Below are 22,242 nucleotides of genomic sequence, written 5' to 3' on the forward strand. Positions count from 1 at the left end.
GAGGGCACGGTGATCCGCCTCCAAGTCGACCACCTGCCCGGCGGCGCCGACCCGCTGCCGCTATGGCTGTGGTCCTCCCGCACCGGGATGACCAGCCAGGACGTCGATCTGCGCTGGCAGGCGTTCCTGCGCAGATTCGACCTGGAGCACACCTTCCGCTTCGCGAAACAGACCCTCGGCTGGACCCGCCCCAAGCTCCGTACCCCCGAGGCGGCGGACCGGTGGACCTGGATCGTGATCGCCGCCCACACTCAGCTCCGCCTCACCCGCGCGGCGGCCGCCGACCTCCGCCGCCCCTGGGAGAAGCCGGCCGAACCCTCCCGACTCACTCCGGCCCGCGTCCGCCGCGGGTTCAGGAACATCCGCCCGCACCTGCACAATCCGGCCCGTGCTCCGAAACCCACAACACCCGGACCAGGCAGGCCGCTTGGATCGAAGAACCAGCGGCCCGCCACCCGCTACGACGTCGGCAAGACCACCAGACGCCCGGAGAGCGTTACTGAACGCAATCGCCGCAAAGCTCGCAAAGGTTAAATTTCAAGCTCAGAAGGCCCGGGAACTCGAAGCCCGAGAACCCGGGAACTCACGGCCCGGAAACTCCGGACCCGAGAACCCCAGAGAGCCCGGGGACTCAGCAGGCCCTGAGGCCCGAGCTCGGGGCCCGGGAACTCAGGGAGCTCAGAGCCCGGGAACCGAGCGGGCCCGGGATCTCAAGGCCCGAGAGCCCAGGGACTCAGAGGGCTCGGGGTCCGGGGTCACGCCGCCCTCAGATAGCCCGAGTGCGCCACTTGGCCGAGGAAGGTCAGCCGGGTGTCGGTGGCCATGTGCTTCGCATGGGCCTCCTTGATCCCCGGCCACTTCGGGTGCCCGAAGTCGTCCAGGACGACGATGCCGCCGGGCGCCACGATCCGCTCGGCCCACTCCAGGTCCGCGGCGACGCCGGCGGCCGAGTGGTCACCGTCCACGACGATCACACCGTAGGAGCGGTCGGAGACCAGGGCCCGTACCCCGGGGTCCTCGGAGAAGCCCTGCTGGATCCGGGTCGCCGCACCGGCGGCGCCCATCATGGCCAGGTTGGCGCGCACGGCCGCTTCGCGCACCGGGGTGCCGGAGGCGTCGTCCGTCATGGAGGCGCCGGGCTGGAGCTGTGTCCCCGCGAGCGGGTCGACGACGGTCAGCCTCGGGTCGCGTCCGGCGCGCTCCATCATCCGGATCAGACCCGCGCCGAACATGCCGTACAGCGTGCCGATCTCAAGGATCTCGTCGTTCGGCGGATCGAGCAGGGGCACGGCGGACAGCTTGCCGCAGATGTTCATGGTGCCGCCGGCGATCCGGCCGACGCCGAGCGCCTCCAGGGCGACGAGCAGCCGGAAGGCCTGGGCCATGTTGCGTTCCGCGCCCTCGCGGTCCCCGGTGACCCGGGTCAGCTCCTCGATGCTCCGCTCCAGGTGGGAGGCGGAGGGAAGCCGGGACGCGCCGCGTCCTGTCCCGTCGAAGAGGAGCTCGAGGGGACGCTGGCGGTTGCGCAGCGTTCTGAGCTCCTGTCTCAACGGTTCGCCCGCGGTGTCCGCGAGGGCCCGTCTGATCTGCCGCTGGATGCGCTGGTCGATCAGTTCGACGACCGGACGCAGGCCGCGCCGGGCGGCCTTGCTGGTGAGGAGAGCTCGCATGGGTCGGTGATCCTCGCTGGGGTGGGAGGTGCCACCGACCGTAGAGGGCCGACCGGTCGCTCACATAGGACCCTGCCACCGCGCCGCGGAAATCTCTCGATGACGACGCCCCGCCGTCATGGAGTGTTCACCCGGTCTTCCCGGTGAGCGGCCCGGCCGGCCGCCGGCCGCCGGCCGAGGTGCCGGAAGAGGCTCAGAAGAGGCTCAGGAGGGCCTCTGCCGGGTCGGTGAGGGTGGTGTCGGCGCCGGGGAGGGGGAGTTCGAACCAGACGGTCTTGCCGCGGGGGGTGCGGCGGGAGCCCCAGGCGGCGCTGAGCAGGCCGACGAGCTGGAGGCCGCGGCCACCCTCGTCGGTGTCGCGGGCGCGGCGGCGGCGCGGCTGGACCAGACCGGCGTCCCAGACCTCGCAGACCAGGGTGCGGTCGAGCAGGAGACGGAGCCTGATCTCGCCCTCGCCGTACCGCAGGGCGTTGGTGACCAGTTCGCTGACCAGGAGTTCCGTGGTGTCGACGAGGGGTTCCAGGTCCCAGGCGAGCAGTTGTGTACGGGCGTACTCGCGGGCGCGGCCCACGCTGCGGGGTTCGCGGGGCAGCGCCCAGTCGCCCACGGAGTCGGCGGGCAGTCCCTGGACACGTGCCATCAGCAGCGCGATGTCGTCCTCGCCGTGGTGGGTGTCGAGGGTGTTGAGGACGTGGTCGCAGACGTCCTCCAGGTTCCGGGTGTCGGCGCGCGGCGGCGCGGAGCCGTCGTGGGGGTCGTCGCCCGACGGCCGGACGGGGTCGGTGAGCGCGCCCACGAAGGCCTGGAGGCCCTCGTCGAGGGGATGGTCGCGGCTCTCGACCAGTCCGTCCGTGTAGAGCGCGAGCAGGGCGCCCTCGGGCAGCTCGACCTCGACCTCCTCGAAGGGCTCCCCTCCGACGCCGAGCGGCAGGCCCGGCGGCACGTCCAGCATCAGAGCGGGCTCGCCGGGTTCGACCAGGACGGGCGGCAGGTGGCCCGCGTTGGCGAAGGTGCACCTGCGGGTCACCGAGTCGTACACGGCGTAGACGCACGTCGCCAGGTAGACCTCGGAGAGGTCGGCCTCCTGGGGGCGGCGGGCGGCCCGGGTCGCCTGCTGGACGCCTCCCGGGGCGCCGAGGCCCCGGGCGATCTCGTCCAACTGGGAGAGGACCTCGGCGGGTTCGAGGTCGAGCTGGGCCAGGGTGCGGACGGCGGTGCGTAGTTCGCCCATCGCCACCGCGGCGCGCAGGCCCCTCCCCATCACGTCCCCGACGACCAGCGCGGTGCGGTGGCCGGGCAGTTCGATGACGTCGAACCAGTCGCCGCCGACCTCGCTGGGGCGGCTGGTGGCCGGGCTGCCGGGCAGGTACCGGCAGGCGATGTCGAGGCCGGAGGCCTCCGGGTCGCCGGGCGGGAGCAGGGACCGCTGCAGTATCAGTGCGCGTTCGTGCTCGCGCCGGTAGAGGCGGGCGTTGTCGATGCAGACGGCGGCGCGCGCGGCCAGTTCCACGGCGAGTTCCCGGTCGCGGTCCCCGAACGGCTCGCTGCCCTTGGTCCGGGCGAACTGGGCGAGACCGACCACCGTGTCGTGGGCGACCATCGGCACGGCGAGCGTGGACCGCACCAGCCCGCCGTCCTCGCCCGGCAGGGTCCGCGGGCGGGCGGTGCGCAGGGCGTCCGCGCACGGCGAGTTGAACGCGTAGTGGTGGACGGCGCCGAGTTCGACGGGCTCGCCGGTGACGCTGAACGGCGCCTCGGAGACGGCGCTGGCGAAGGCGACGCGGCGCACCTCGGCGCTGCCGTCGGCGAGGCCCGGCGGGGTCTCGTCGCCGGCCAGCAGCCCCTGGTAGAGGTCGACGGTGGCCAGGTCGCAGAATCCGGGGACGGCGACGTCGAGGAGTTCGCGGGCCGTGGTCTCCAGGTCCAGGGAGTTGCCGATCCGGGCGCCCGCCTCGTTGAGCAGCGCGAGGTTGCGCCGCGCGGCGGCGGCCTCCCGGGCGGCGGCGCGGCGGGCGGTGATGTCCGTCCCCAGCCATGCGATGCCGATCGGGCGACCGCTGCCGCTGTGCACGCGGTACAGGTTGATGGACCAGTGACGGCGCCCGGCGGAGCCCGGTACGAAGCCCGTGACGTGCATGTCCGTGATGGACTGGCCGGTGTCCAGCACCCTGCGCATGGTCGCGTCGACCCGCTCGGCCTCACCGCGCGGCAGATAGCTCTGGACGTCCCTGCCCCGGTGGTCGTCGGGCGTACCGCCGAAGATGGACGCGAACCGCTCGTTGGCGCGGCGAACCCGCAGGTCGGGGTCGATCAGCAGGAAACCGAAAGGAGATTGGCCGAAAATGGCCTGCGAAGCGGCGAGGTCGGTCTCGATGCTGCGCAGGGTGCGCACGTCGACGACGATGCAGACGGCCGCCTTCTCCCCCTCCTCGGTGCGCGTCGGCATGACGTAGACCTCGGCGAGGGCCTCACCGCCGGGCTCGCCGCCCTCCCCCGCGTCGGGGAGCCGGAAGGGCACGACCCCGGTCCACTCCCGGCCGTCGAGGATCTCGGCCATCTTGCGCTGGCCCTGCTCGCGCCGGTCCGGGTCGGCGAAGACCGCGATGGGGTCCATCCCGACCGCCCGCCGTGCGGGGATGCCGAAGATCTGCTCGGCGCGCAGGCTCCACTGGTCGACCAGTCCGTCGGGGCCGATGGAGAAGGACGCGACCTTGATGTAGTCGTACAGGGAGCCGGGGGGACTGACCTGCCATGTCCCGCCCTCGGACGAGACGTCACCGGCGGGCAGGAGGTCTCCGAGAGGAACGCGGGAGGAGACATCGCCGGAGGAGGGGCCGTCCTCGGCCCCGGCCCTTGCGCCGCCCGACGGGTCCTCGGACTCCGTGGCCTTCGCTGGTATCTCGCTCACGCGAACCGTCCCCTCCAGCTCACCGCGTCCGGCACCGGTCACCGGGGGCGGCTGCCCGCAGTATCCAGCACTACGGCGCCGCACAACACGGTGTTCACGATCACAGCACGGTCCCGATGCTTTTCGGTCCGGTCTGTGAGAACACTCCCCGTCTTCTAACCAGCGGACACGTCATCGAACCCCCTTCTTCGACAACCGTCGGGGGCCTGAACCGGCCGCCCGGCGGAAGGGCCCGTGCGGACACCGGCGAGGAGCGGTGCAGCGGCTGTTTTCAGCCGGGGGCGAACGCTCATTTCGGCACGGCGAGTTCGAACCACACGGTCTTGCCGACGTCGCCGGACCGGGTGCCCCAGCGGCGGGCGGTACGGGCGAGGAGCTGCAGTCCGCGCCCGCCCTCGTCCTCGGGCCGGGCGAACCGCTCGTACGGAAGGCCCGGCAGCGGGTCCGAGACCTCCACCCGCAGGACCCCGTCGAGGCCGGAGGGACGCAACAGGCGGACGCCGATGGGGCCGGTGGCGTGCCGGAGGGCGTTGGTGACCAGTTCACTGACCAGCAGGGCCGCCTGGTCGTCGACGCAGTCGAGGCCCCAGCCGTGCAACTGGGCCCGGACCGTGGAGCGCGCCGCACCCGCGGCGCCCGGGTCCGCGGGGAAGGTCCAGGTGACGTGGTCGCCCTCGGTGTCGGCCACCGGATCACCTCCGTCCCTCACCGGCGGCCGGTCCACCGCCCGCGCTCCGTTCCACGGACCCCGACCCCGTGGGACCAATGGGCTCATACCCGGCATGGGTGGTCGAATACCGTCTTCGACTCCACGTCATGACACGCGGGACGGTGATGCGGAGCGCGGCGCGCGCACCCGTCCGCCGCGGCGCGTGCGTCACCCGCCCCGCGCGGTGAGGTCCAGATGGGCGAGCAGGTCGCGGACGGCCGGCACGTCGTGGTCCAGCCAGTCGACGTCCCAGATCTGCGCGGGAGTCAGCCAGCGCAGCCGGTCGTGGTCCTCGAGAGGCTCGGGGGCGGCGGATCCCGGGCGCAGGCGGGCGGTCCACACCCGCATCACGTACGGCGCCCTCAGCACCCACTCCCCCGGCACGCGCTCTTCGGCCTCGGCGTCCACACCGAGTTCCTCACGCAACTCCCGCACGACAGCCGCTTCTTCGGCCTCACCCGGCTCGACCTTGCCACCCGGCAGCTCCCAGCGCCCGGCCAGGTCGACGGGGGCGCTGCGGCGGGCGGCGAGCAGCCTTCCCCCGTGCCACAGGGCCGCGCCGACCACCACGATCCGCTCACTCATGCGCCGGAGCCTACGGCAGACCCGGGGGGCCTGCCCCGAACGCGACAGGACGGGACGGGGGGCGGACCGCGTCGCGGTGGGGTCCGTGAGGGATCGGCGGGAGATCAGTCGGAGGGCGTCGCGGTGCGCCCCATGTGCTCGACCCAGTACAGCTGCTTGTGCCCGCGGCCGTCGAGACTGTCCGCGATCTTCTGCGCCTCGGCGCGGGTCGCGTACCGGCCCACGCGATAGCGGTTGCCGTTGTCGTCCTGTCGCACCACGAGCCAGGGAAGCGTGGCCGTGCCGTCGTTCATCGCGCCCCTCCGCTTCCCGTCCGCGACCTGCGCCGCGCCCCGCCCGGTAAGGAATCCCCAGTCCGCATATGCCCGAGCCTACGCCTTGCCTTCACTCAGCGAACATGGGTTTGCACGAAGAGGTACGCAACCGGCCAGTACGCAGGGGGCGCATCGCGACGAATGCGCCGTGGGCGAGTTCGACGCATCCGGTCAGGGGCACACCGCCCCCGCGCCTGCCGCCGGGGGGTCACCTGCGAGAACGGCCAGATTCGTGCGGCGCCCGAACGGGCACGCCGCTGCCCGTCGGGGCGAGCGCGCGCCCGGACGGGGCGCAGAGGGAGTGTTCCGGGGTCGTCGGCGGCTCGGGGTCGCGGTCCGTGACGGCCGCCGGGGCGGCTACTTCACCGGGAGGTGGTAGGCGACCCGGTACCGGTCGGCGGGGATCACCACGTCGGCCGTCTCGACCGGGCGGCCCGAGGCGTAGTACGTGCGCCGGACGACCAGGACGACGTGGCCGGGAACACCGCCGAGCAGCACCAGCTCCTCGGCGAGGCCGGGGCGGGCGCCGACCTCCTCGGTCACGTTGTCCACGATCACGTCGATGGCGCGCATGCGCTCGACCACGCCCATGCCGCCGAGGGGGCCCTCCTCGGGCAGCATCACGGGCGTCCGGCCGGTCAGGGCGAGCGGCTCCCAGGAGGTGGAGAGCATCATCGGCTCACCGGCCTCCCGGAAGAGGTACCGGGTGCGCATCACCCTGTCCCCCGGTTCGACCCCGAGCCGCTCGGCGACGTCCCCGCAGGCATCGGCCTGCTCGCTGCTCGACTCCCAGGTGCCGCGCACGTCCCCGTCCGCCTGCTCCTGCCGGAACGGGGTGGCGCCACGCTCCGGGCGGAACCCGGAACGGGCCACGCGCCGGGGCACCGGCCGCTCACGGACGTACGTCCCCGAACCGGAGCGGCCCTCGACGAGGCCCTCCGCCATGAGCACCTTGCGCGCCTCCAGCGCGACCGTGTCGGAGACGCCGTACTCCTCGCGGATCCGCGCCTGGGACGGAAGGCGGGTGTGCGGGGGCAGCCGACCGTCGACGATCTTCTTGCGGAGATCACCCGCGACGCGCAGATATGCCGGCTGCTCACCGAATGTCACTGGCCGCTCCCATCAGGTCGTACGGACGGCGACAGCGTGGCAACCGTACGTTGCACCAGGCAAGCGAAGGCCAGAGAATCACTCGATGTGATGACATACCCCCGCGGGGGTCTTTACGCAGGCACTTTCTCCCCGCTATAGCGGACCTCACACCTCGATGCGGTCCTCGTCGGCCCTCCCGCCCCCGGTCCCGCCGTCGCCCCCGCCCTCGTCCTCGTCCTCGTCGAACACGGGCGGGGTGGTGGCCAGGTCCAGGGCTTCGCGTGCGGGGACCGACCGCTCGGGGTCGATGAGTTCCCAGCCCCTGTCGTAGTGCGCGTAGAAGGTGTCCACGTCGTCCGCCCCGGCGGCCTTCGCCCATGCGGCCTCTGCCCTCTCGAGGACACCGACGAGATCCGCCACGGGCTCCTCGGCGGCGGCCGGCCACTCGTGGTCCCGCAGCATCCCGCTCTGCCCGGCGAGCGCCTCGGAGATCTCCCGGGCCCATTCCCGGTGGCCGGGCAGGTCGTCCTCGACGAACTCCGACTCGGGGGCCCGGTCCAGCGCCGCGTTGATGACGTGTGTGCTCTTCAGGTAGACCACCTGGTCCGCGTCGAGCGTGGTCCCGTCCCGGCGCAGCGAACCGGTGAGGGTACCGTTCTCGTCCTGGTTGCCGAACACGCAGGTGATGACGCGGTCGCCGTAGTCCCAGCTGTCCCTGGACGGGGTCAGGTGGTACACGTCCACGTCGGCCGGCAGGGCCCAGCCGTCCATGGCGTAGGCGTCCTCGAGGCCGTAGCACCGTTCGTCGGCGGTGTCGAAGAGGCTGTCGTCGCCCGGGTAGGGGCCGTCGGGCAGACGGACGGTACCGAAGACCTCCCCGGCGTGCTCCCCCTCGCACGGCACCCGGTCGGCCTCGGTCGCCCAGCCCACCAGTCCTCCGGGCGAGTCGAAGCAGTCGCCGTCGGCGAGGTCGTGGACCCCGGTGCCGCCCGTCACGGAGACCTCGTCGAGCTCGTCCCAGAAGACGGCGAGGAGCGCGGCGAGCACGACCCACGCCACCAGCGACACGGAGGACATCACGATCCCGCCGATCGCCATGCCCCGACCCTGCTCCCCCCGACGCCGGATCTGCCCCAGCGCGACGATCCCCAGCACGAGCCCGACGACCGGCACGAACCACAGCAGGCCGAGGACGAGCGAGGCGATGGCGAGCCCGTTGAAGCGGGGCGGAGGCCGGAGCCCGTACGGGTTCTGGGGGAACGGCGTTGGCGCGTACGGCGCTTGGGGCCGGGGAGCGGGGTACTGCTGCCCCTGCGGGTGCTGCCCCGGGGCGTCCTCGGGCCGCCGGGGCCCGTAGGGCGGGGATATGGACACGAGTGCCGTGCTCCTGGTTCTGCCGTGCTGCTGCGGGGACGTGGTGCGTGCGCCGGCGCGGACCGCCGCCCGGGGCACATGGCTCCGCGCATCGTAAGCGTGCCGTCGGACAGGGCCGTTGAGGGCACCCCCGTTCGAGCGGCCCGCGCCGGGCGGGACGCCCCGCCCCCGCCCACACGCCTCGCCCCCGTGACGGAGGGCCGGATCGGTGATCCGGAGCCCGCTCACGGGGGCGAGGACGGGGGACGGCGTCCCGGGCACCTGCCCGCGGATCCGGTCCCGTCGGATCAGAACTGCAGGGCCCAGCCGTTCAGCCGGCCCGTGTCGTACGTGTAGTTGTCGCTGACGCGCAGCTTCCAGGTGCCGTTCGCGGTCTCCGAGGAGGCGTCGACCGTGTACGTGGTGTCGATGTCGTCCGCGCTGCCGCCGGTGCCGTACGCCTTCAGCGTGTACGCCGTGCCGTCGGGGGCGATCAGCTGGACCCGGAGGTCGCCGATGTAGGTGTGGGTGATGTCCACCTCGACGGCCAGGCCGGAGGGCGCGTTGCCCGGGACACCGGAGACGGTCACCGAGGTCTCGACGGTGGAGTTGTCGGCAATGGCGACACCCTGGGTGCTCTCGAAGCGGTCACCGGTGGGCGGCGGGGTGGTGCCGCCGTCCCCGACCCTCAGCAGGCGGTTGGGTGAACCGCTGCCCGGGTTGCCGACGACACCGCTGGTGGCGGCGGAGGTCAGCGCGGAGGAGACCTGGGCGGGGGTGGCCGAGGGGTTGTCGGCCAGGTGGAGTGCGGCCGCTCCGGCGACGTGCGGGCTCGCCATGGACGTGCCGGAGATGGTGTTGGTGGCCGAGTCGCCGGTGTGCCAGCCGGAGGTGATGGAGGAGCCCGGGGCGAAGATGTCCAGGACCGAGCCGTAGTTGGAGTAGCTGGCGCGGGCGTCGCTGGAGGTGGTGGCGCCGACGGTGATCGCCTCGGTCACCCGGGCCGGGGACTTGGTGGAGGCGTTGGTGGACTCGTTGCCCGCCGCGACGACGAAGGTGATGCCGGCGTTGATCGCATTGCGCACGGCCGTGTCGAGGGCGCTGTCGGCGCCGCCGCCGAGGGACATGTTGGCGACGGCCGGCTTGACCGCGTTCCGCGCCACCCAGTCGATGCCGGCCACGACCCCGGCGGTGGTGCCGGAGCCCGCGTTGTTCAGCACGCGGACGCCGACGATGTCGGCCTTCTTGGCCACACCGTAGGCGTTGCCCGCGACGGTGCCCGCGACGTGGGTGCCGTGGCCGTTGCCGTCCTGGGCGACGTTGTCGTTGTCGACGGCGTCGTAGCCGTTGCGGGCGCGGCCGCCGAAGTCGCTGTGCGAGATGCGGACACCGGTGTCGATGATGTACGCCGTCACCCCCTCGCCGGCCGAGTCCGGGTAGGTGTACGAGTTGTTCAGCGGCAGGTTCGCCTGGTCGATGCGGTCCAGCCCCCAGGAGGGCGGGTTGTTCTGGGTGCCGGTGGTGCGGAACGTGCGGTTCTGGACCACCGAGGCGACGGCCGGGTCGGCGGCGAGACGTTTCGCCTCGGCCTCGGAGGCCTCGACCTCGTAGCCGTTGAGCGCCTTGGTGTAGGTCCGCTCGATCTCGGCGCCGTACTTCTTGGCCACCGCGCGGCCCTCGGCGGAGCCGGACTTCGCCTCGTCCGCCTTCAGGGTCACGATGAAGCTGTCGCTGACGGCGTTCGCAGCGTCCTCGTACTGGATGTGACCTTCGGCGGCGGCCGGGGCAGCGCCGGCGGGGAGCGCGGAGACGAGGCCTGCCACGAGCGCCGCGCTGGTCGCGACGCCGAGGGTGGCCAGTCTTCGGTGGGGGTGACGCATCAACGCCATGTGAGGGTTCCTCCTCAGTCGGGGTGCGTTGCTGTGGGGGGCGGTGCTGGTGACGCACGTGCCGCTGGTGTGGCGTAGCCGGTCACGAGTGACGTGAGCATGTCAATGATCACTGTCGAACCGACTGCGGGCGTCAGCCGAAAGATTGAGGGTTCCACAGGAATTGCACAAGAGGGCCCGCACGAACGAAACACCAACGCCATGCAGCCGACATGTTCGGCGGCCCGCCGCCCGGACGGCCGGACGGTTCCGGATCACGCCGCCGGGAGGGGCACGACGGCCCGTCCGCCGGGAGGCACGAGGCCCCCGGCCGCGCGGTGACGGCGCGTCAGGGGCTGCTGCGCCGGCCTGCTTCGTGGCCGCGGGCGGGGCCCAGCCCGGCGGCGTCCGCCTCCGTCACCGTCGTGAACGGCGGCACGAGCCGGGGCGGGTGGACGCCGCCGCCCAGCGAGATGCGCTCCCCGCCCCTGACGAGCAGGGTGGGCCCCCTCTCGCCGGAGAGGACGGCGTGCGCGGCCGCCGCCACCCTCCCCCCGCCCGTCGGGTCCCCGGGTACCGGCCCCGGCGGGCGAGGTGTCCGGCCACGGGGGCCGCCGCGAGCGGAGCATCGGTGCGTCGGCCTCGTCGATCACCACCGGTGCGCGCGGCCGGCGAGCTCCCCCGGGGCGTGCGCCCCGCCGACGTGGTCGGTGCGACCGCGGGTCAGCGGGATCCGCCGCACGGACCCTCCCGCGCACACCCTTCGGAGATCACCGGGGCCGGGCCCGGCCCCGCGCAGGGGGCCGAACGCGGCGGGTGCGCTCATCGCCCTCCGACGACCTCGAGGACACGGACACGGCCGGCTCCCCGGGCCGGGCCCGTCCGGCGGACAGGCCCGGCCCGGACGCAGGGCCGCGCACACCGGGCCCTCTCACCCCAGGCGGACGGACCCCGTCGGCCACCTCCGGGACGGCGGCCGGGCGGCTGTCGCCACCGGCCGCTCACCGCCGGGAAGACGGGTCGGACGGAAGGGCGGCGGGGGCGGCGGCGCCGTCCGCCTTGGCGGCGTCGGCGACGGCCTCGGCGGCCGCTTCCGCCGCCTGCGCCGTGTCGCTGGCGGCCTGGGCGGCCATGTCGTCGTCCAGCCTCTCCCGGGTGGCCGGCGACTTGGGCAGCTCCTCACTGAAGGCCCGCGACACGCCTTGGAGCGCGGAGGTGATCTCGCTGGGGATGACCCAGAAGTTGTTGCCCGAGCCCTGGGCCAGCTGCGGCAGCGTCTGGAGGTACTGGTAGGCGAGCAGCTTGGGGTCGGGATCGTTGCGGTGCACGGCCTGGAACACCTCGTCGATGGCCCGGGACTGGCCCTCCGCCTGGAGGATCGCGGCGGTACGGTTGCCCTCGGCCCGCAGGACGGCGGCCTGCTTGTCGCCTTCGGCGGTGAGGATCTGCGACTGGCGCTGCCCCTCGGCCCCGAGGATCGCGGCCCTCTTGTCCCGCTCGGCCCGCATCTGCTTCTGCATCGCGTCCTTGATGGTCTGCGGCGGGTCGATGGCCTTGATCTCCACCCGGTTGACCCGCAGCCCCCACTTGCCGGTGGCCTCGTCCAGCACGCCACGGAGCTGGCTGTTGATGGTGTCCCGTGAGGTGAGCGTCTTCTCCAGGTCCATGGAGCCCACGACGTTGCGCAGGGTGGTGACGGTCAGCTGCTCGACGGCCTGGAGGAAACTCGCGATCTCGTAGAAGGCCGCCCGCGGATCGGTGACCTGGAAGTACAGGACGGTGTCGATCTCGACGACCAGGTTGTCCTCGGTGATGACCGGCTGCGGTTTGAAGGAGACGACCTGCTCCCGCAGATCGATCACCGGATGGACGCGGTCGATGTAGGGAATGACGAAATTGAGGCCGGGATTCAGCGTGCGGTGGTAACGGCCGAGCCGCTCGACATTACGAGCGCGCGCCTGGGGAACGATCCGCACCGTCCGCACCACGGTGAAGATCGCGAAAAGCGCGACGATCAGGCCTGCGATGAGAAACGCCGAGGTTTCCATGGTTTCAGTCCCGGGGGTAGACGTACGCGGTGGCACCACTGATCTCAATGACGTCGACGGTCGCCCCGGGAGGAATCACCAGAGTCTCGTCGTAGGCGCGGGCCGTCCACTCCTCACCCTCGATGCGCACCCTGCCGCCCAGGCCCGTCACCTCCGTGACGACCGAGGCGGCCTTGCCCACCAGCGCGTCCACACCGAAGCGCGCCGTTTGCGGCCGGCGCATCCGGCGCAGCGCGACGGGGCGCACGAAGACCACGGTGGCGACGGCGACGGCGGAGAACACCAGGAACTGGAAAGGAACAGGCAGCCCGATCGCGGCGGTCCCCGCCGTGACCAGCGCGGCGGCACTCAGCATTCCGAGCGCGGCGGTGAGCGTGAAGATCTCCGCCACTGCCAGCACAGCGGCGACGATGAGCCAGATCAGCCATGGATCCATTGCGCACCTCTTCCGAACGGCGCGGAGACAAAGGACCGGACCTCACCATTGGACCCCAATGAGGGACGGCCCCGATACCCCCTGGACTCCCCGACCGCGGCGAAGGAACACGCCATGACCGCCATGAGCAAGAATCCCCGGGGTTTACTTCCACTTTACCCGTTCGCGGGGCGAAGAAGCGGCTGCGTGCCGACCGGGTGACCGGCGGACCGGGGCGGCCTGTGCGCGGCGTACCGCCCGCCACGTGCCGTTCGGTTCACGACGCGGTTCAGGCCTGTGTGCCGTTCGGCTTCAGCTGCCGGATGCGCCCGTCGAGTTCGCTCCGGTAGAAGTCGATGAAGCCGTCGGGGTCGGGGCCGGCGTTCTGCATGACCAGCCTGTCGAAGCCCGCGTCGACGAACGGCTGCGCCACCTCGAGGTACCGGGCGGGGTCCGCGCCGCAGGCGAACTTCTCCAGGACGTCCTCCTCGCGCACGGTGGTGGTCGCCGCCTCGAAGTTGACCGGATTGGGCAGCTCGCTCATGACCTTCCACCCGGTCAGGGCCCATCGCGAGGTCTCCAGGGCGGCCTTCGCCGCGGTGTGCGCGTCGGGTGCCCAGGCCATGGGAACCTCCGCGTAGCGCGGGCCGGTGCCGCCGGCGTCACGGTAGTGCCGGACGATCTCCGGCTTGTCCTCGGTGGCGAACAGCCCGTCGCCCAGTTCGGCGGCGATACGCGTCGACACCTGGCCGCTGGCGGCCACCGCGATCAGGGGGAGTTCCTCGGGGAGGTCGAAGACCCGGGCGTCCTCCAGCCGCAGGTGCTTCCCTTCGTAGGACCGGTAGCCCCCGCTCCACAGCAGCCGGATGATCTCCAGGGCCTCCCTGAGCATCTCGTGCCGGGTGCGGACCGCGTCGGGGAAGCCGTGGCCGACGACGTGCTCGTTGAGCCGCTCGCCCGAGCCGACGCCGAGGACGAAGCGCCCCTCCGAGAGGAGGGAGAGGGTCGCCGCGGCCTGAGCGATGATCGCGGGGTGGTAGCGCACGGTGGGGCACGTCACTCCGGTCGCCAGCCCGATCCGCGAGGTCCTGGCCGCGATGCTCCCGAGGACGGTCCAGGCGAACGGTGAATGGCCCTGGTTGTCCAGCCAGGGGTGGTAGTGGTCGCTGATCTCGACGAAGTCGAAGCCCGCCTTCTCCGCGAGAACCGCTTGCCGTACCAGTTCCGCCGGGCCGAACGCCTCGGCTGCCAGCTTGTAACCCACCTTCATGTGTTCCTCGCTTCCCGGTGCGTCGTGGGCGTTTTGTCCGCACCGAAGTACCCCTCGACGCCGGGCGTCATACCTGTCCGCCCGCTGGACGTCGAGAACGACGGATCCGACGCCGGGGTGGTGCGCGGTGATCCCGGCCGACCGGCCGGTGACCGTCTCGACCGGGGCGGCCGGAACGTCCTCGTGGACCGTCGGCATGGTGGAGGGTGCGCCCACCTCCCCGGACCGGCGACGGCGTTTCCTCCCGCGGTGGATCTCTCCCCCCTGCGCCCACCCGATCTTCTTGAGGGGGTTACGGCCGCAGCGCCCCTGCCTGCGGATCGAAGCAGACGAGTCCCCCCGACGCCGCACGGTCCGCGGCGTATGCCGAGACCTCTTCGGCCATGCGTAGCGCATCGAGAAGTGGACGACCGGGCCGGCCGCCTCGTCGATCAGCGGCCCGGTGGACCAGGGAGAGGTGTCCTCCTCCTCGTCTTCCGCGAGGTCGGCCCATCGCGCCAGAAGCCGAGCGACGTATGCGGCGATACGCGGTGACGCCGGAAGCTCTTCGTCCGTGTCGATGTGACGGTCGTACAACCGGGTGAAGGCCTCCCCCGCCCTCGCGTCGTCAGCGGGCTCGGCCCCTTCCCCCACTGCCAGGTCGTAGCTCACGGCCGCACTGTGCCACGCACCGCTGACAGCGCACCTGCGGCAGGACGCCGCCACAAGCCGGCCGTGGCCTCCGGTCTGCGCACGAGAGGGCGTGCGCATCTACGCATGAGGGGGCGTGCGCAACGCCAGCATGGCGACGTCGTCGTCGTTGTCGCCGGGGCGGACCTGCTCCAGCAGCAGGTCGCAGAAGGACTCGAGAGGGCGGTGGGCAAGAGCGGCCGCGTGCCGGCGCAACCGGTCCAGTCCGTGGTCGATGGAGTGGTGCGGGGACTCGACCAGGCCGTCGGTGTAGAGCAGGACGGTGGCGCGGGGCGGCAGGACGGTGACGGTGTCGGGACGGGGCCGGAGCAGTCCGGTCCCGAGCAGAATGCCGTGGGCGTCGGTGAGGTAGCGGGCCCGGCCGTCGTGGCCGACCAGCAGCGGAGGAGGGTGGCCCGCGTTCGTCCAGCACAGTCGCCACAGCCCGTCGTCGCCGAGCGCGAGCGTGGCCAGGATCATGGTCGCCATGGGGACCTCGGCTATGTGCTTCACGGCGTCGTCGAGCTGGGTGACGACGGCGCTGGGCGTGGCCTGGGGCCGGGACCATGCGAAGGCCCGCAGCATGTTGCGGACCTGCGCCATGCCGGCTGCGGCGTCGAGATCGTGCCCGACGACGTCGCCGACCGCCAGGGCGTGGGAGCTGTCGGTCAGGGCGAAGACGTCGTACCAGTCACCGCCGACGTAGGAGGCGTGCGGAGCGGGCACGTACCGCGCCGTCATCTCCACCCCGGGCACGGTGGGGAGCTGGGGCAGCAGGTGGCGCTGCATGGTTTCGGCGACCTTGCGCTGGCGCTGGTACAGACGCGCGTTGTCCAGCGCCAGGCCCGCCCGGCGGGTGATCTCCTCCAGCAGCGGCAGATCGGCGGCGGTGAAGGCGCCAGGACGTTTCGAGCGTCCCAGGGTCAGGGCTCCGAGCACGTCGCGCAGACCCCGGATGGGTGCGATGACAGCGGAGTGCATGCCCGTCTCGGCGAACAGGCGCCCCTGCTCGACCGCGATTCCGGAATCGGGCGACCCCTGGTAGGTGGCAGGGTCGGCCAGGGAGGACGCGGCGCCGCGCAGAGCCCGCGAAAGAGGCATCGGGGACTCCCCCGGCACAGGGGGCATGGGCCCCTGCAGGTCCTCCCGCTCGACCAGGATCCCGTCCTTGTGCTCCGTCACCAGGGCGCGCCGGACCTCGTCCCGTTCGGTGAGCAGATCGATCACCGCCCAGTCCGCGAGCCGGGGCACCGTCAGGGCCGCCAGCCGGCGCAGCGCCTCGTCCACATCGAGGGTGGACGTCAGCTGGGTGGTCGTCTCCGCCAGCAGGGCCAGGCGGTCCAGCTCCGCCAGCGGCGCCGGGACCTCGTCGGCACCTTCGTCGGACACGTCCCGTTCCGATCCGTACAACAGCACCAGCGCGCCCTGTTCCCCCGATCCGGAGGAACAGGGTGCGACGAGCCAGGACAGCCGGACAAGCGTGCCGTCCCCGCGGGCGAACCACTCCGAGTCACCGTGCCCGGTCCTCCCGGCGAGCAGCGCGTCCCTCAGCCGGCAGCGCGTACGCGGCGGGGCGTGCCCGTGGCTGTCGCGGTGCAGCAGGTCGTGGGAATCCTGCCCGACGAGTTCCCCGAGGCTGCGGCCCAGCACCTCCTGGGCCGCGTCGTTGGCCGAGACGATGAGTCCGTCGTCGTCGACGACGACGACAGCCGTGCGCACGCCCTCCAGCGTCGCACCGAGCAGGGCACGGGACCATGCCTGGGGACCGGACACGGGGGAATCTCCCGTGCCGGTGCCGGTTACGTCCATGACCCTCCTCGGCGAACGCAGACCTGCCCGAGTTCCCCAGGAAAGGTACCCGCAGGCGTCGGCCACTGCGGGAAAAGATCAACCACCGGGCACCTCCCTGCACTCACGCCGGCACGAGCGATACCGTGCCCGGCCCGGCCCGGATACGCGCCCGGGAACCACTCACCGGACTCCCCTGCGATCAGGCCCTGGTCCACCGCGGAACGCCAGCGCCCGGCCCTGACCTGTTTCCTCGCAGGTCAGGGCCGTTTCGCTGCCCCTCACACGTTGAAGCGGAACTCCACCACGTCGCCGTCGCGCATGACGTAGTCCTTGCCTTCCATGCGGGCCTTGCCCTTGGCCCGGGCCTCGGCGACCGAGCCGGTCTCGACGAGGTCGTCGAAGGAGATGACCTCTGCCTTGATGAAGCCCTTCTGGAAGTCGGTGTGGATGACTCCGGCGGCCTCGGGGGCGGTGGCTCCGCGCTTGATGGTCCAGGCGCGGGACTCCTTCGGGCCCGCGGTCAGGTAGGTCTGCAGGCCGAGGGTGTTGAAGCCGACGCGGGCGAGGGTGGCGAGGCCGGGCTCCTCGGCGCCGACCGACTCCAGCAGCTCCATGGCGTCCTCCTCGTCGAGCTCGGCGAGGTCCGCCTCCAGCTTGGCGTTGAGGAAGATCGCCTCGGCGGGGGCGACCAGGGCGCGCTGCTCGTTCTTGAAGTCCTCGTCGGTCAGCTCGTCCTCGTCGACGTTGAAGACGTAGAGGAAGGGCTTGGTGGTGAGCAGGTGCAGGTCGTGCAGGAGCTCGTTGCGCTCGCCGCCCTGGACGATGCCGTGCGTGAAGAGCGTGTCGCCCTTCTCCAGGATCTCCTTGGCCTCCTCGACCGCCTTGACCTTGGGCGCGATGTCCTTCTTGATCCGCGACTCCTTCTGCAGGCGCGGCAGGACCTTCTCGATGGTCTGCAGGTCGGCGAGGATCAGCTCGGTGTTGATCGTCTCGATGTCGTCCTTCGGCGAGACCTTGCCGTCGACGTGGACGACGTTCTCGTCCTGGAAGGCGCGGATGACCTGGCAGATCGCGTCGGACTCCCGGATGTTCGCCAGGAACTTGTTGCCGAGGCCCTCGCCCTCGCTGGCGCCGCGCACGATGCCCGCGATGTCGACGAAGTCGACCGTGGCCGGGAGGATCCGCTGGGAGCCGAAGATCTCCGCGAGCTTCGCCAGCCGGGCGTCGGGGACGCCGACGACGCCGACGTTCGGCTCGATGGTGGCGAACGGGTAGTTGGCCGCCAGCACGTCGTTCTTGGTCAGGGCGTTGAACAGGGTCGACTTGCCGACATTCGGCAGACCGACGATTCCGATCGTGAGCGACACGTTGCGACTTCCCGTACGTGAGGATGGGGGACGAGGGCCGGCCGACTGGGCGCGCGGGCCGATCCACCAGTCTACGGCGTCCCCGCCTCCACCCCGCCTACGAATCGAACGCTTGGACAGCCTTCGCTCCTCGGCGTGTCTGACAGCCCATTCGGCACATAAACAGACCTAGGTTGGTCCAGTGGAGCAACACAGCACGCGACCTGCCCAGTACGGACCGCGACGCGACCGACCGGCCCGGCCGCCCAAGCCGCCGCTGCCTCCGCAGGCGGGGCGGGCCCCCGGGGGTGGTGTCGCGCGGTCCGCCCGCCCGGACCGGCGCGGGCCCGCGCCGGTCCGCCGGCCCGCTCCCTCCGCCGCAGCCCGGCGGCTGCCGAACCCCCGGCTCACCGGCCTCGGCGGCGGCCTCTTCTGCGGTCTCGTGATGCTGACGCTCGGGTCCCTCGTCGCGCTGCTGTTCGGGGCGTCCCAGGTCGTGTACGGCGTGCTGTTCCTGCCGGCGTGCGTGCTGACCGCTCTGTGGGTGCGTGAGGGGGACCTGCTCACCGCGCCCGTCGTCGTCCCGATCGCCTTCGCCCTGGGCCTGGTCCCGGTCGCCGACGAGGGCGACGGGGGAATCGGCGGCCGGCTCATGGGCATGGTGACCGGCCTGGCCACCCAGGCCGGCTGGCTGTACGGGGGGACCCTGGTCGCCGGTGTGATCGTGCTCGGCCGGCGGATGCGCATGATCCGTACGATCAACCGGCGGACCGCCGCCGCCCGGGACCGGGACCGGGCCTGACGTCCGGGCGCATCCGGGCACCGGGTGTCCGGACACCCGATGCCCTATGTCCCCGTGGCCCTACATGCCCGTGGCCGCCCGCATCGCCGCTCCCACGATGCCCGCGTTGTTCTGCAGCTGCGCGGGGACGATCTCGGCCTTGATGCCCTCGATGTGGGGCAGGAACTTCTCGGACTTGCGGCTGACACCGCCACCGATCACGAACAGCTCGGGCGAGAACAGCATCTCCACGTGCGCCAGGTACTTCTGCACCCGGTGCGCCCACTGCTCCCACGTCAGCTCGTTGTCCTCCCTGGCCTTGCTGGACGCCCGCTTCTCCGCGTCGTGGCCGTGCAGCTCCAGGTGGCCGAGCTCCGTGTTGGGGACCAGGACGCCGTCCACGAACACGGCGCTGCCGATGCCCGTGCCGAACGTCAGCATGATGACCGTGCCCCGGCGGCCCTTGCCCGCGCCGAACTGCATCTCGGCGATGCCCGCCGCGTCCGCGTCGTTGACGACGGTCACGGGCAGGCCGCCGAGGCGGTCGCCGAGCAGGACGCGCGCGTCGGTGTGGATCCAGCTCTTGTCGACGTTGGCCGCCGAGCGGATCGTGGTGCCGTCGGTGACCACGCCCGGGAAGGTGGCCCCGACCGGGCCGGTCCAGCCGAAGTGGTCGATGACCTGCTTGACCCCGTCGGCCACCGCGTCCGGCGTGGCCGGGTGCGGGGTGAGGACCTTGCAGCGCTCCTGCGCCAGGTCCCCCTTGTCCAGGTCTACCGGGGCACCCTTGATCCCGGACCCGCCGATGTCCACACCGAAGATCTGCATGGAACCACGTTAAGCCGGACGGTGAACGGTCACCGAATCGAACGCCGTCACCGATCGGGCACGGGGTGAGGAATGGGGACGTGACGACGTCGCGCCGTCACGTCCCCGGGTGCTCTCACCGGTCGGCGCACACCGCGCCGACCGCACTACGCCGAGGCCTGGCCCGTCCCCGTGCCGCCGCGCTCCGCCACCAGTGTCGCCGCCTCCTCGCGCAGGTCGCGGCGCAGCTCCTTGGGCAGCGAGAAGATGATGGACTCCTCCGCGGCCTTGACGATCTCGACGTCCTCGAAGCCGCGCTGCGCGAGCCATTCCAGGACCTGCTCGACCAGGATCTCCGGCACCGAGGCGCCCGAGGTGACGCCGACGGTGGAGACACCCTCCAGCCAGGACTCGTCGATCTCGTCGGCGAAGTCCACCAGATGGGCGTCGCGGGCGCCCGCGATCTTGGCGACCTCGACGAGACGCTTGGAGTTCGAGGAGTTCCGCGAGCCGACCACGATCACCAGGTCCGCCTCGGCGCCCATCTGCTTGACCGCGAGCTGGCGGTTCTGCGTGGCGTAGCAGATGTCGTCGCTGGGCGGGGAGATCAGCTGGGGGAACTTGTCCTTGAGGGCGTCGACGGTCTCCATGGTCTCGTCCACCGAGAGGGTGGTCTGGGAGAGCCAGACGACCTTCGACGGGTCACGGACCTCGACCTTGGCGACGTCCCCGGGGCCGTCGACGAGCTGGATGTGGTCGGGGGCCTCGCCGGAGGTGCCGATGACCTCCTCGTGGCCCTCGTGCCCGATCAGGAGGATGTCGTAGTCCTCACCCGCGAACCGGACCGCTTCCTTGTGCACCTTGGTGACCAGCGGGCAGGTCGCGTCGATGGTGGCGAGCCGGCCGCGCCCGGCCTCCTCGTGGACGACGGGGGCCACGCCGTGCGCGGAGAACATGACGATGTTGCCCGGCGGCACCTCCTCCGTCCGTTCGACGAAGACGGCCCCCTTCTTCTCCAGGGTCTGCACGACGTACTTGTTGTGCACGATCTCGTGCCGGACGTAGACGGGAGCCCCGTACTGCTCCAGGGCCTTCTCGACGGCGATCACGGCGCGGTCCACGCCCGCGCAGTAGCCCCGGGGGGCGGCGAGCAGGACACGGCGGCCAGGCGAAGCGGTCATGCGTCCCATCGTAAGGGCCACGTCCGACCGCCCGGTGATCGCGTCCGGCGGGAGGCACCGGACCGGCCCGGGTCGCGGGTGCACGGGGGCGACGAGCAGGGCGTACCGGCGCACCGGGAGCATGGGCGGACGGTGCACGGGCACGGGCGGGTGACGCCCGGCGGAAGGGGCGCCGCCCTCGTGGTGGCCCGGGATGTCGGCGGCTCGCACTACTCTCACCGCATGGCTGTCAACACGTCTGCGGAAGCGCCCATCCCGGTCGGTGAGGTGTCGCGGCTCATCGGGGGGTGGATCGACCGGCTCGGCGCGGTGTGGGTCGAGGGGCAGATCACCCAGCTGTCGCGGCGGCCGGGTGCCGGCGTGGTGTTCATGACGCTGCGGGACGCCTCGTACGACATCTCCGTCGGCGTGACCTGCTACCGGCAGGTGTTCGACGCCGTCGCCGACGTCGTCGGCGAGGGCGCGCGGGTCGTGGTCCACTGCAAGCCCGAGTGGTACGCCCCGCGTGGGCAGCTGTCGCTGCGGGCCGCCGAGATCAGGCCGGTCGGGGTCGGGGAGCTGCTCGCGCGGCTCGAGCAGCTGAAGAAGTCCCTCGCGCGGGAGGGACTGTTCGCGCCGGAGCGGAAGAGGACGCCGCCGTTCCTGCCGCGGCTGGTCGGGCTGGTCTGCGGACGCGCCTCGGCCGCCGAGCGGGACGTGCTGGAGAACGCCCGCCGCCGCTGGCCCGCCGTCCGCTTCGAGGTGCGCAATGTCGCCGTGCAGGGCGTGCACGCGGTGCCGCAGGTCGTCCAGGCCGTGGAGGAGCTGGACGCGGTCGACGAGGTGGACGTGATCGTCGTGGCGCGGGGCGGGGGCAGCGTGGAGGACCTGCTGCCGTTCTCCGACGAGCAGCTGGTGCGGGCGGTGGCGGCCTGCCGTACGCCGGTCGTCTCCGCGATCGGGCACGAGCCGGACCATCCGCTCCTGGACCATGTCGCCGACGTACGGGCCTCCACTCCGACGGACGCCGCCAAGAAGGTGGTCCCGGACGTGGGCGAGGAGTACGAGCGGGTGCGGCTGCTGCGCGACCGTGCGCGGCGCTGCGTCCAGGCGTTCGTCGACCGGGAGGAGCGGGGGCTGGCCCATGCGCTGGCCCGGCCCTCGATGGAGGAACCGCACCGGATGATCGACGGGCGGGCCCAGGAGGTCACCGCGCTGCTCGACCGGGCCCGGCGCTGTCTGCGGCACCAGCTGGACCGGACCGACTCCGAGCTGGCGCACACGCACGCACGCGTGGTGGCCCTGTCCCCCGCCGCGACGCTGAAGCGCGGGTACGCCGTGCTGCAGCGGGCCGACGGGCAGGCGGTGCGTGATCCGGGCGAGGTGGCGGCCGGTGAGGCGTTGCGGGCGCGGGTGTCCGAGGGCGAGTTCGGTGTCCGAGTCGATGCGTAGGGTG

Annotated in this window: 18 protein-coding genes and 1 pseudogene; 3 read left to right on the plus strand and 16 right to left on the minus strand. The window is 72.0% G+C overall.

From position 1 onward, the window contains the following. Positions 1-534, plus strand: a pseudogene (locus tag TU30_RS28880) (transposase); the annotation flags it as partial. A gap of 221 nt (positions 535-755) precedes the next feature. On the opposite strand, the gene TU30_RS28885 reads toward TU30_RS28880, so the two are convergent. From TU30_RS28885 to ychF, 14 genes are all read right to left on the minus strand, one after another. Continuing rightward, positions 756-1,670 (minus strand): class I SAM-dependent methyltransferase, encoded by a 915-nt coding sequence (locus TU30_RS28885; RefSeq protein WP_042175565.1) that lies wholly within the window; start codon positions 1,668-1,670, stop codon positions 756-758. Positions 1,671-1,863: 193 nt separating this feature from the next. Continuing rightward, positions 1,864-4,578, minus strand: a complete 2,715-nt coding sequence (locus tag TU30_RS28890) for a SpoIIE family protein phosphatase (RefSeq protein WP_042175568.1) — start codon at positions 4,576-4,578, stop codon at positions 1,864-1,866. Between the two features lie 289 nt (positions 4,579-4,867). Continuing rightward, the gene (locus TU30_RS28895) at positions 4,868-5,266 is read right to left on the minus strand and encodes an ATP-binding protein (protein WP_234308013.1); all 399 of its coding nucleotides are present in this window, start codon (positions 5,264-5,266) and stop codon (positions 4,868-4,870) included. Positions 5,267-5,455: 189 nt separating this feature from the next. Continuing rightward, a complete protein-coding gene (locus TU30_RS28900; protein ID WP_042175570.1) occupies positions 5,456-5,872 on the minus strand; it encodes a (deoxy)nucleoside triphosphate pyrophosphohydrolase in 417 nt (138 codons plus the stop codon). Positions 5,873-5,976: 104 nt separating this feature from the next. Continuing rightward, complete coding sequence (locus TU30_RS28905; protein WP_042175572.1) at positions 5,977-6,165, minus strand: SPOR domain-containing protein; 189 nt, start codon at positions 6,163-6,165, stop codon at positions 5,977-5,979. Positions 6,166-6,543: 378 nt separating this feature from the next. Further along, the gene (locus TU30_RS28910) at positions 6,544-7,296 is read right to left on the minus strand and encodes a GntR family transcriptional regulator (protein WP_042175574.1); all 753 of its coding nucleotides are present in this window, start codon (positions 7,294-7,296) and stop codon (positions 6,544-6,546) included. Between the two features lie 147 nt (positions 7,297-7,443). Next, a complete protein-coding gene (locus tag TU30_RS28915) occupies positions 7,444-8,652 on the minus strand; it encodes a DUF4190 domain-containing protein (protein WP_042175577.1) in 1,209 nt (402 codons plus the stop codon). 287 nt (positions 8,653-8,939) lie between these two features. Continuing rightward, a complete protein-coding gene (locus tag TU30_RS28920) occupies positions 8,940-10,520 on the minus strand; it encodes a S8 family peptidase (protein WP_042175579.1) in 1,581 nt (526 codons plus the stop codon). A 328-nt stretch (positions 10,521-10,848) separates the two neighbouring features. Then, the gene (locus tag TU30_RS33110; protein ID WP_052479954.1) at positions 10,849-11,046 is read right to left on the minus strand and encodes a hypothetical protein; all 198 of its coding nucleotides are present in this window, start codon (positions 11,044-11,046) and stop codon (positions 10,849-10,851) included. Between the two features lie 454 nt (positions 11,047-11,500). After that, positions 11,501-12,547, minus strand: coding sequence for an SPFH domain-containing protein (locus TU30_RS28930; RefSeq protein WP_042175582.1), 1,047 nt, complete (start codon positions 12,545-12,547; stop codon positions 11,501-11,503). Positions 12,548-12,551: 4 nt separating this feature from the next. Beyond that, the gene (locus TU30_RS28935; protein ID WP_042175585.1) at positions 12,552-12,983 is read right to left on the minus strand and encodes an NfeD family protein; all 432 of its coding nucleotides are present in this window, start codon (positions 12,981-12,983) and stop codon (positions 12,552-12,554) included. A gap of 268 nt (positions 12,984-13,251) precedes the next feature. Further along, positions 13,252-14,232, minus strand: coding sequence for a TIGR03557 family F420-dependent LLM class oxidoreductase (locus TU30_RS28940; RefSeq protein ID WP_042175774.1), 981 nt, complete (start codon positions 14,230-14,232; stop codon positions 13,252-13,254). 750 nt (positions 14,233-14,982) lie between these two features. Further along, positions 14,983-16,710, minus strand: coding sequence for a SpoIIE family protein phosphatase (locus TU30_RS28945; RefSeq protein WP_052479955.1), 1,728 nt, complete (start codon positions 16,708-16,710; stop codon positions 14,983-14,985). A gap of 260 nt (positions 16,711-16,970) precedes the next feature. After that, positions 16,971-18,059 (minus strand): redox-regulated ATPase YchF, encoded by a 1,089-nt coding sequence (gene ychF, locus TU30_RS28950; protein ID WP_042175587.1) that lies wholly within the window; start codon positions 18,057-18,059, stop codon positions 16,971-16,973. Positions 18,060-18,240: 181 nt separating this feature from the next. Between ychF and TU30_RS28955 the strand changes: the two genes are divergently transcribed. After that, the gene (locus TU30_RS28955) at positions 18,241-18,840 is read left to right on the plus strand and encodes a DUF6542 domain-containing protein (RefSeq protein WP_042175589.1); all 600 of its coding nucleotides are present in this window, start codon (positions 18,241-18,243) and stop codon (positions 18,838-18,840) included. Positions 18,841-18,900: 60 nt separating this feature from the next. Here TU30_RS28955 and ppgK read toward each other — a convergent pair whose 3' ends face one another. Further along, positions 18,901-19,647 carry a polyphosphate--glucose phosphotransferase gene (gene ppgK / locus TU30_RS28960; protein ID WP_042175591.1) on the minus strand — a complete coding sequence of 249 codons (747 nt, stop codon included), beginning with the start codon at positions 19,645-19,647 and terminating at the stop codon, positions 18,901-18,903. A 146-nt stretch (positions 19,648-19,793) separates the two neighbouring features. Then, positions 19,794-20,816, minus strand: coding sequence for a 4-hydroxy-3-methylbut-2-enyl diphosphate reductase (locus TU30_RS28965; protein WP_107068606.1), 1,023 nt, complete (start codon positions 20,814-20,816; stop codon positions 19,794-19,796). A gap of 213 nt (positions 20,817-21,029) precedes the next feature. Here TU30_RS28965 and xseA point away from each other — a divergent pair, with 213 nt between their 5' ends. Further along, on the plus strand, positions 21,030-22,238 hold the full coding sequence (gene xseA, locus TU30_RS28970; protein ID WP_042175781.1) for an exodeoxyribonuclease VII large subunit: 1,209 nt from the start codon (positions 21,030-21,032) through the stop codon (positions 22,236-22,238). The last annotated feature ends 4 nt before the right edge of the window (positions 22,239-22,242 follow it).

This window comes from Streptomyces sp. NBRC 110035 (genome assembly GCF_000829695.1).
GTDB lineage: Bacteria > Actinomycetota > Actinomycetes > Streptomycetales > Streptomycetaceae > Streptomyces.

Bases quoted from the DNA above. Each gene is read 5' to 3' on its own strand.
- TU30_RS28885 (WP_042175565.1), bottom strand. From the start codon at position 1,670: ATGCGAGCTCTCCTCACCAGCAAGGCCGCCCGGCGCGGCCTGCGTCCG.
- TU30_RS28900 (WP_042175570.1), bottom strand. From the start codon at position 5,872: ATGAGTGAGCGGATCGTGGTGGTCGGCGCGGCCCTGTGGCACGGGGGA.
- TU30_RS28905 (WP_042175572.1), bottom strand. From the start codon at position 6,165: ATGAACGACGGCACGGCCACGCTTCCCTGGCTCGTGGTGCGACAGGAC.
- TU30_RS28920 (WP_042175579.1), bottom strand. From the start codon at position 10,520: ATGGCGTTGATGCGTCACCCCCACCGAAGACTGGCCACCCTCGGCGTC.
- TU30_RS28930 (WP_042175582.1), bottom strand. From the start codon at position 12,547: ATGGAAACCTCGGCGTTTCTCATCGCAGGCCTGATCGTCGCGCTTTTC.
- TU30_RS28935 (WP_042175585.1), bottom strand. From the start codon at position 12,983: ATGGATCCATGGCTGATCTGGCTCATCGTCGCCGCTGTGCTGGCAGTG.
- TU30_RS28940 (WP_042175774.1), bottom strand. From the start codon at position 14,232: ATGAAGGTGGGTTACAAGCTGGCAGCCGAGGCGTTCGGCCCGGCGGAA.
- TU30_RS28945 (WP_052479955.1), bottom strand. From the start codon at position 16,710: ATGGACGTAACCGGCACCGGCACGGGAGATTCCCCCGTGTCCGGTCCC.
- ppgK (WP_042175591.1), bottom strand. From the start codon at position 19,647: ATGCAGATCTTCGGTGTGGACATCGGCGGGTCCGGGATCAAGGGTGCC.
- TU30_RS28965 (WP_107068606.1), bottom strand. From the start codon at position 20,816: ATGGGACGCATGACCGCTTCGCCTGGCCGCCGTGTCCTGCTCGCCGCC.
- xseA (WP_042175781.1), top strand. From the start codon at position 21,030: ATGGCTGTCAACACGTCTGCGGAAGCGCCCATCCCGGTCGGTGAGGTG.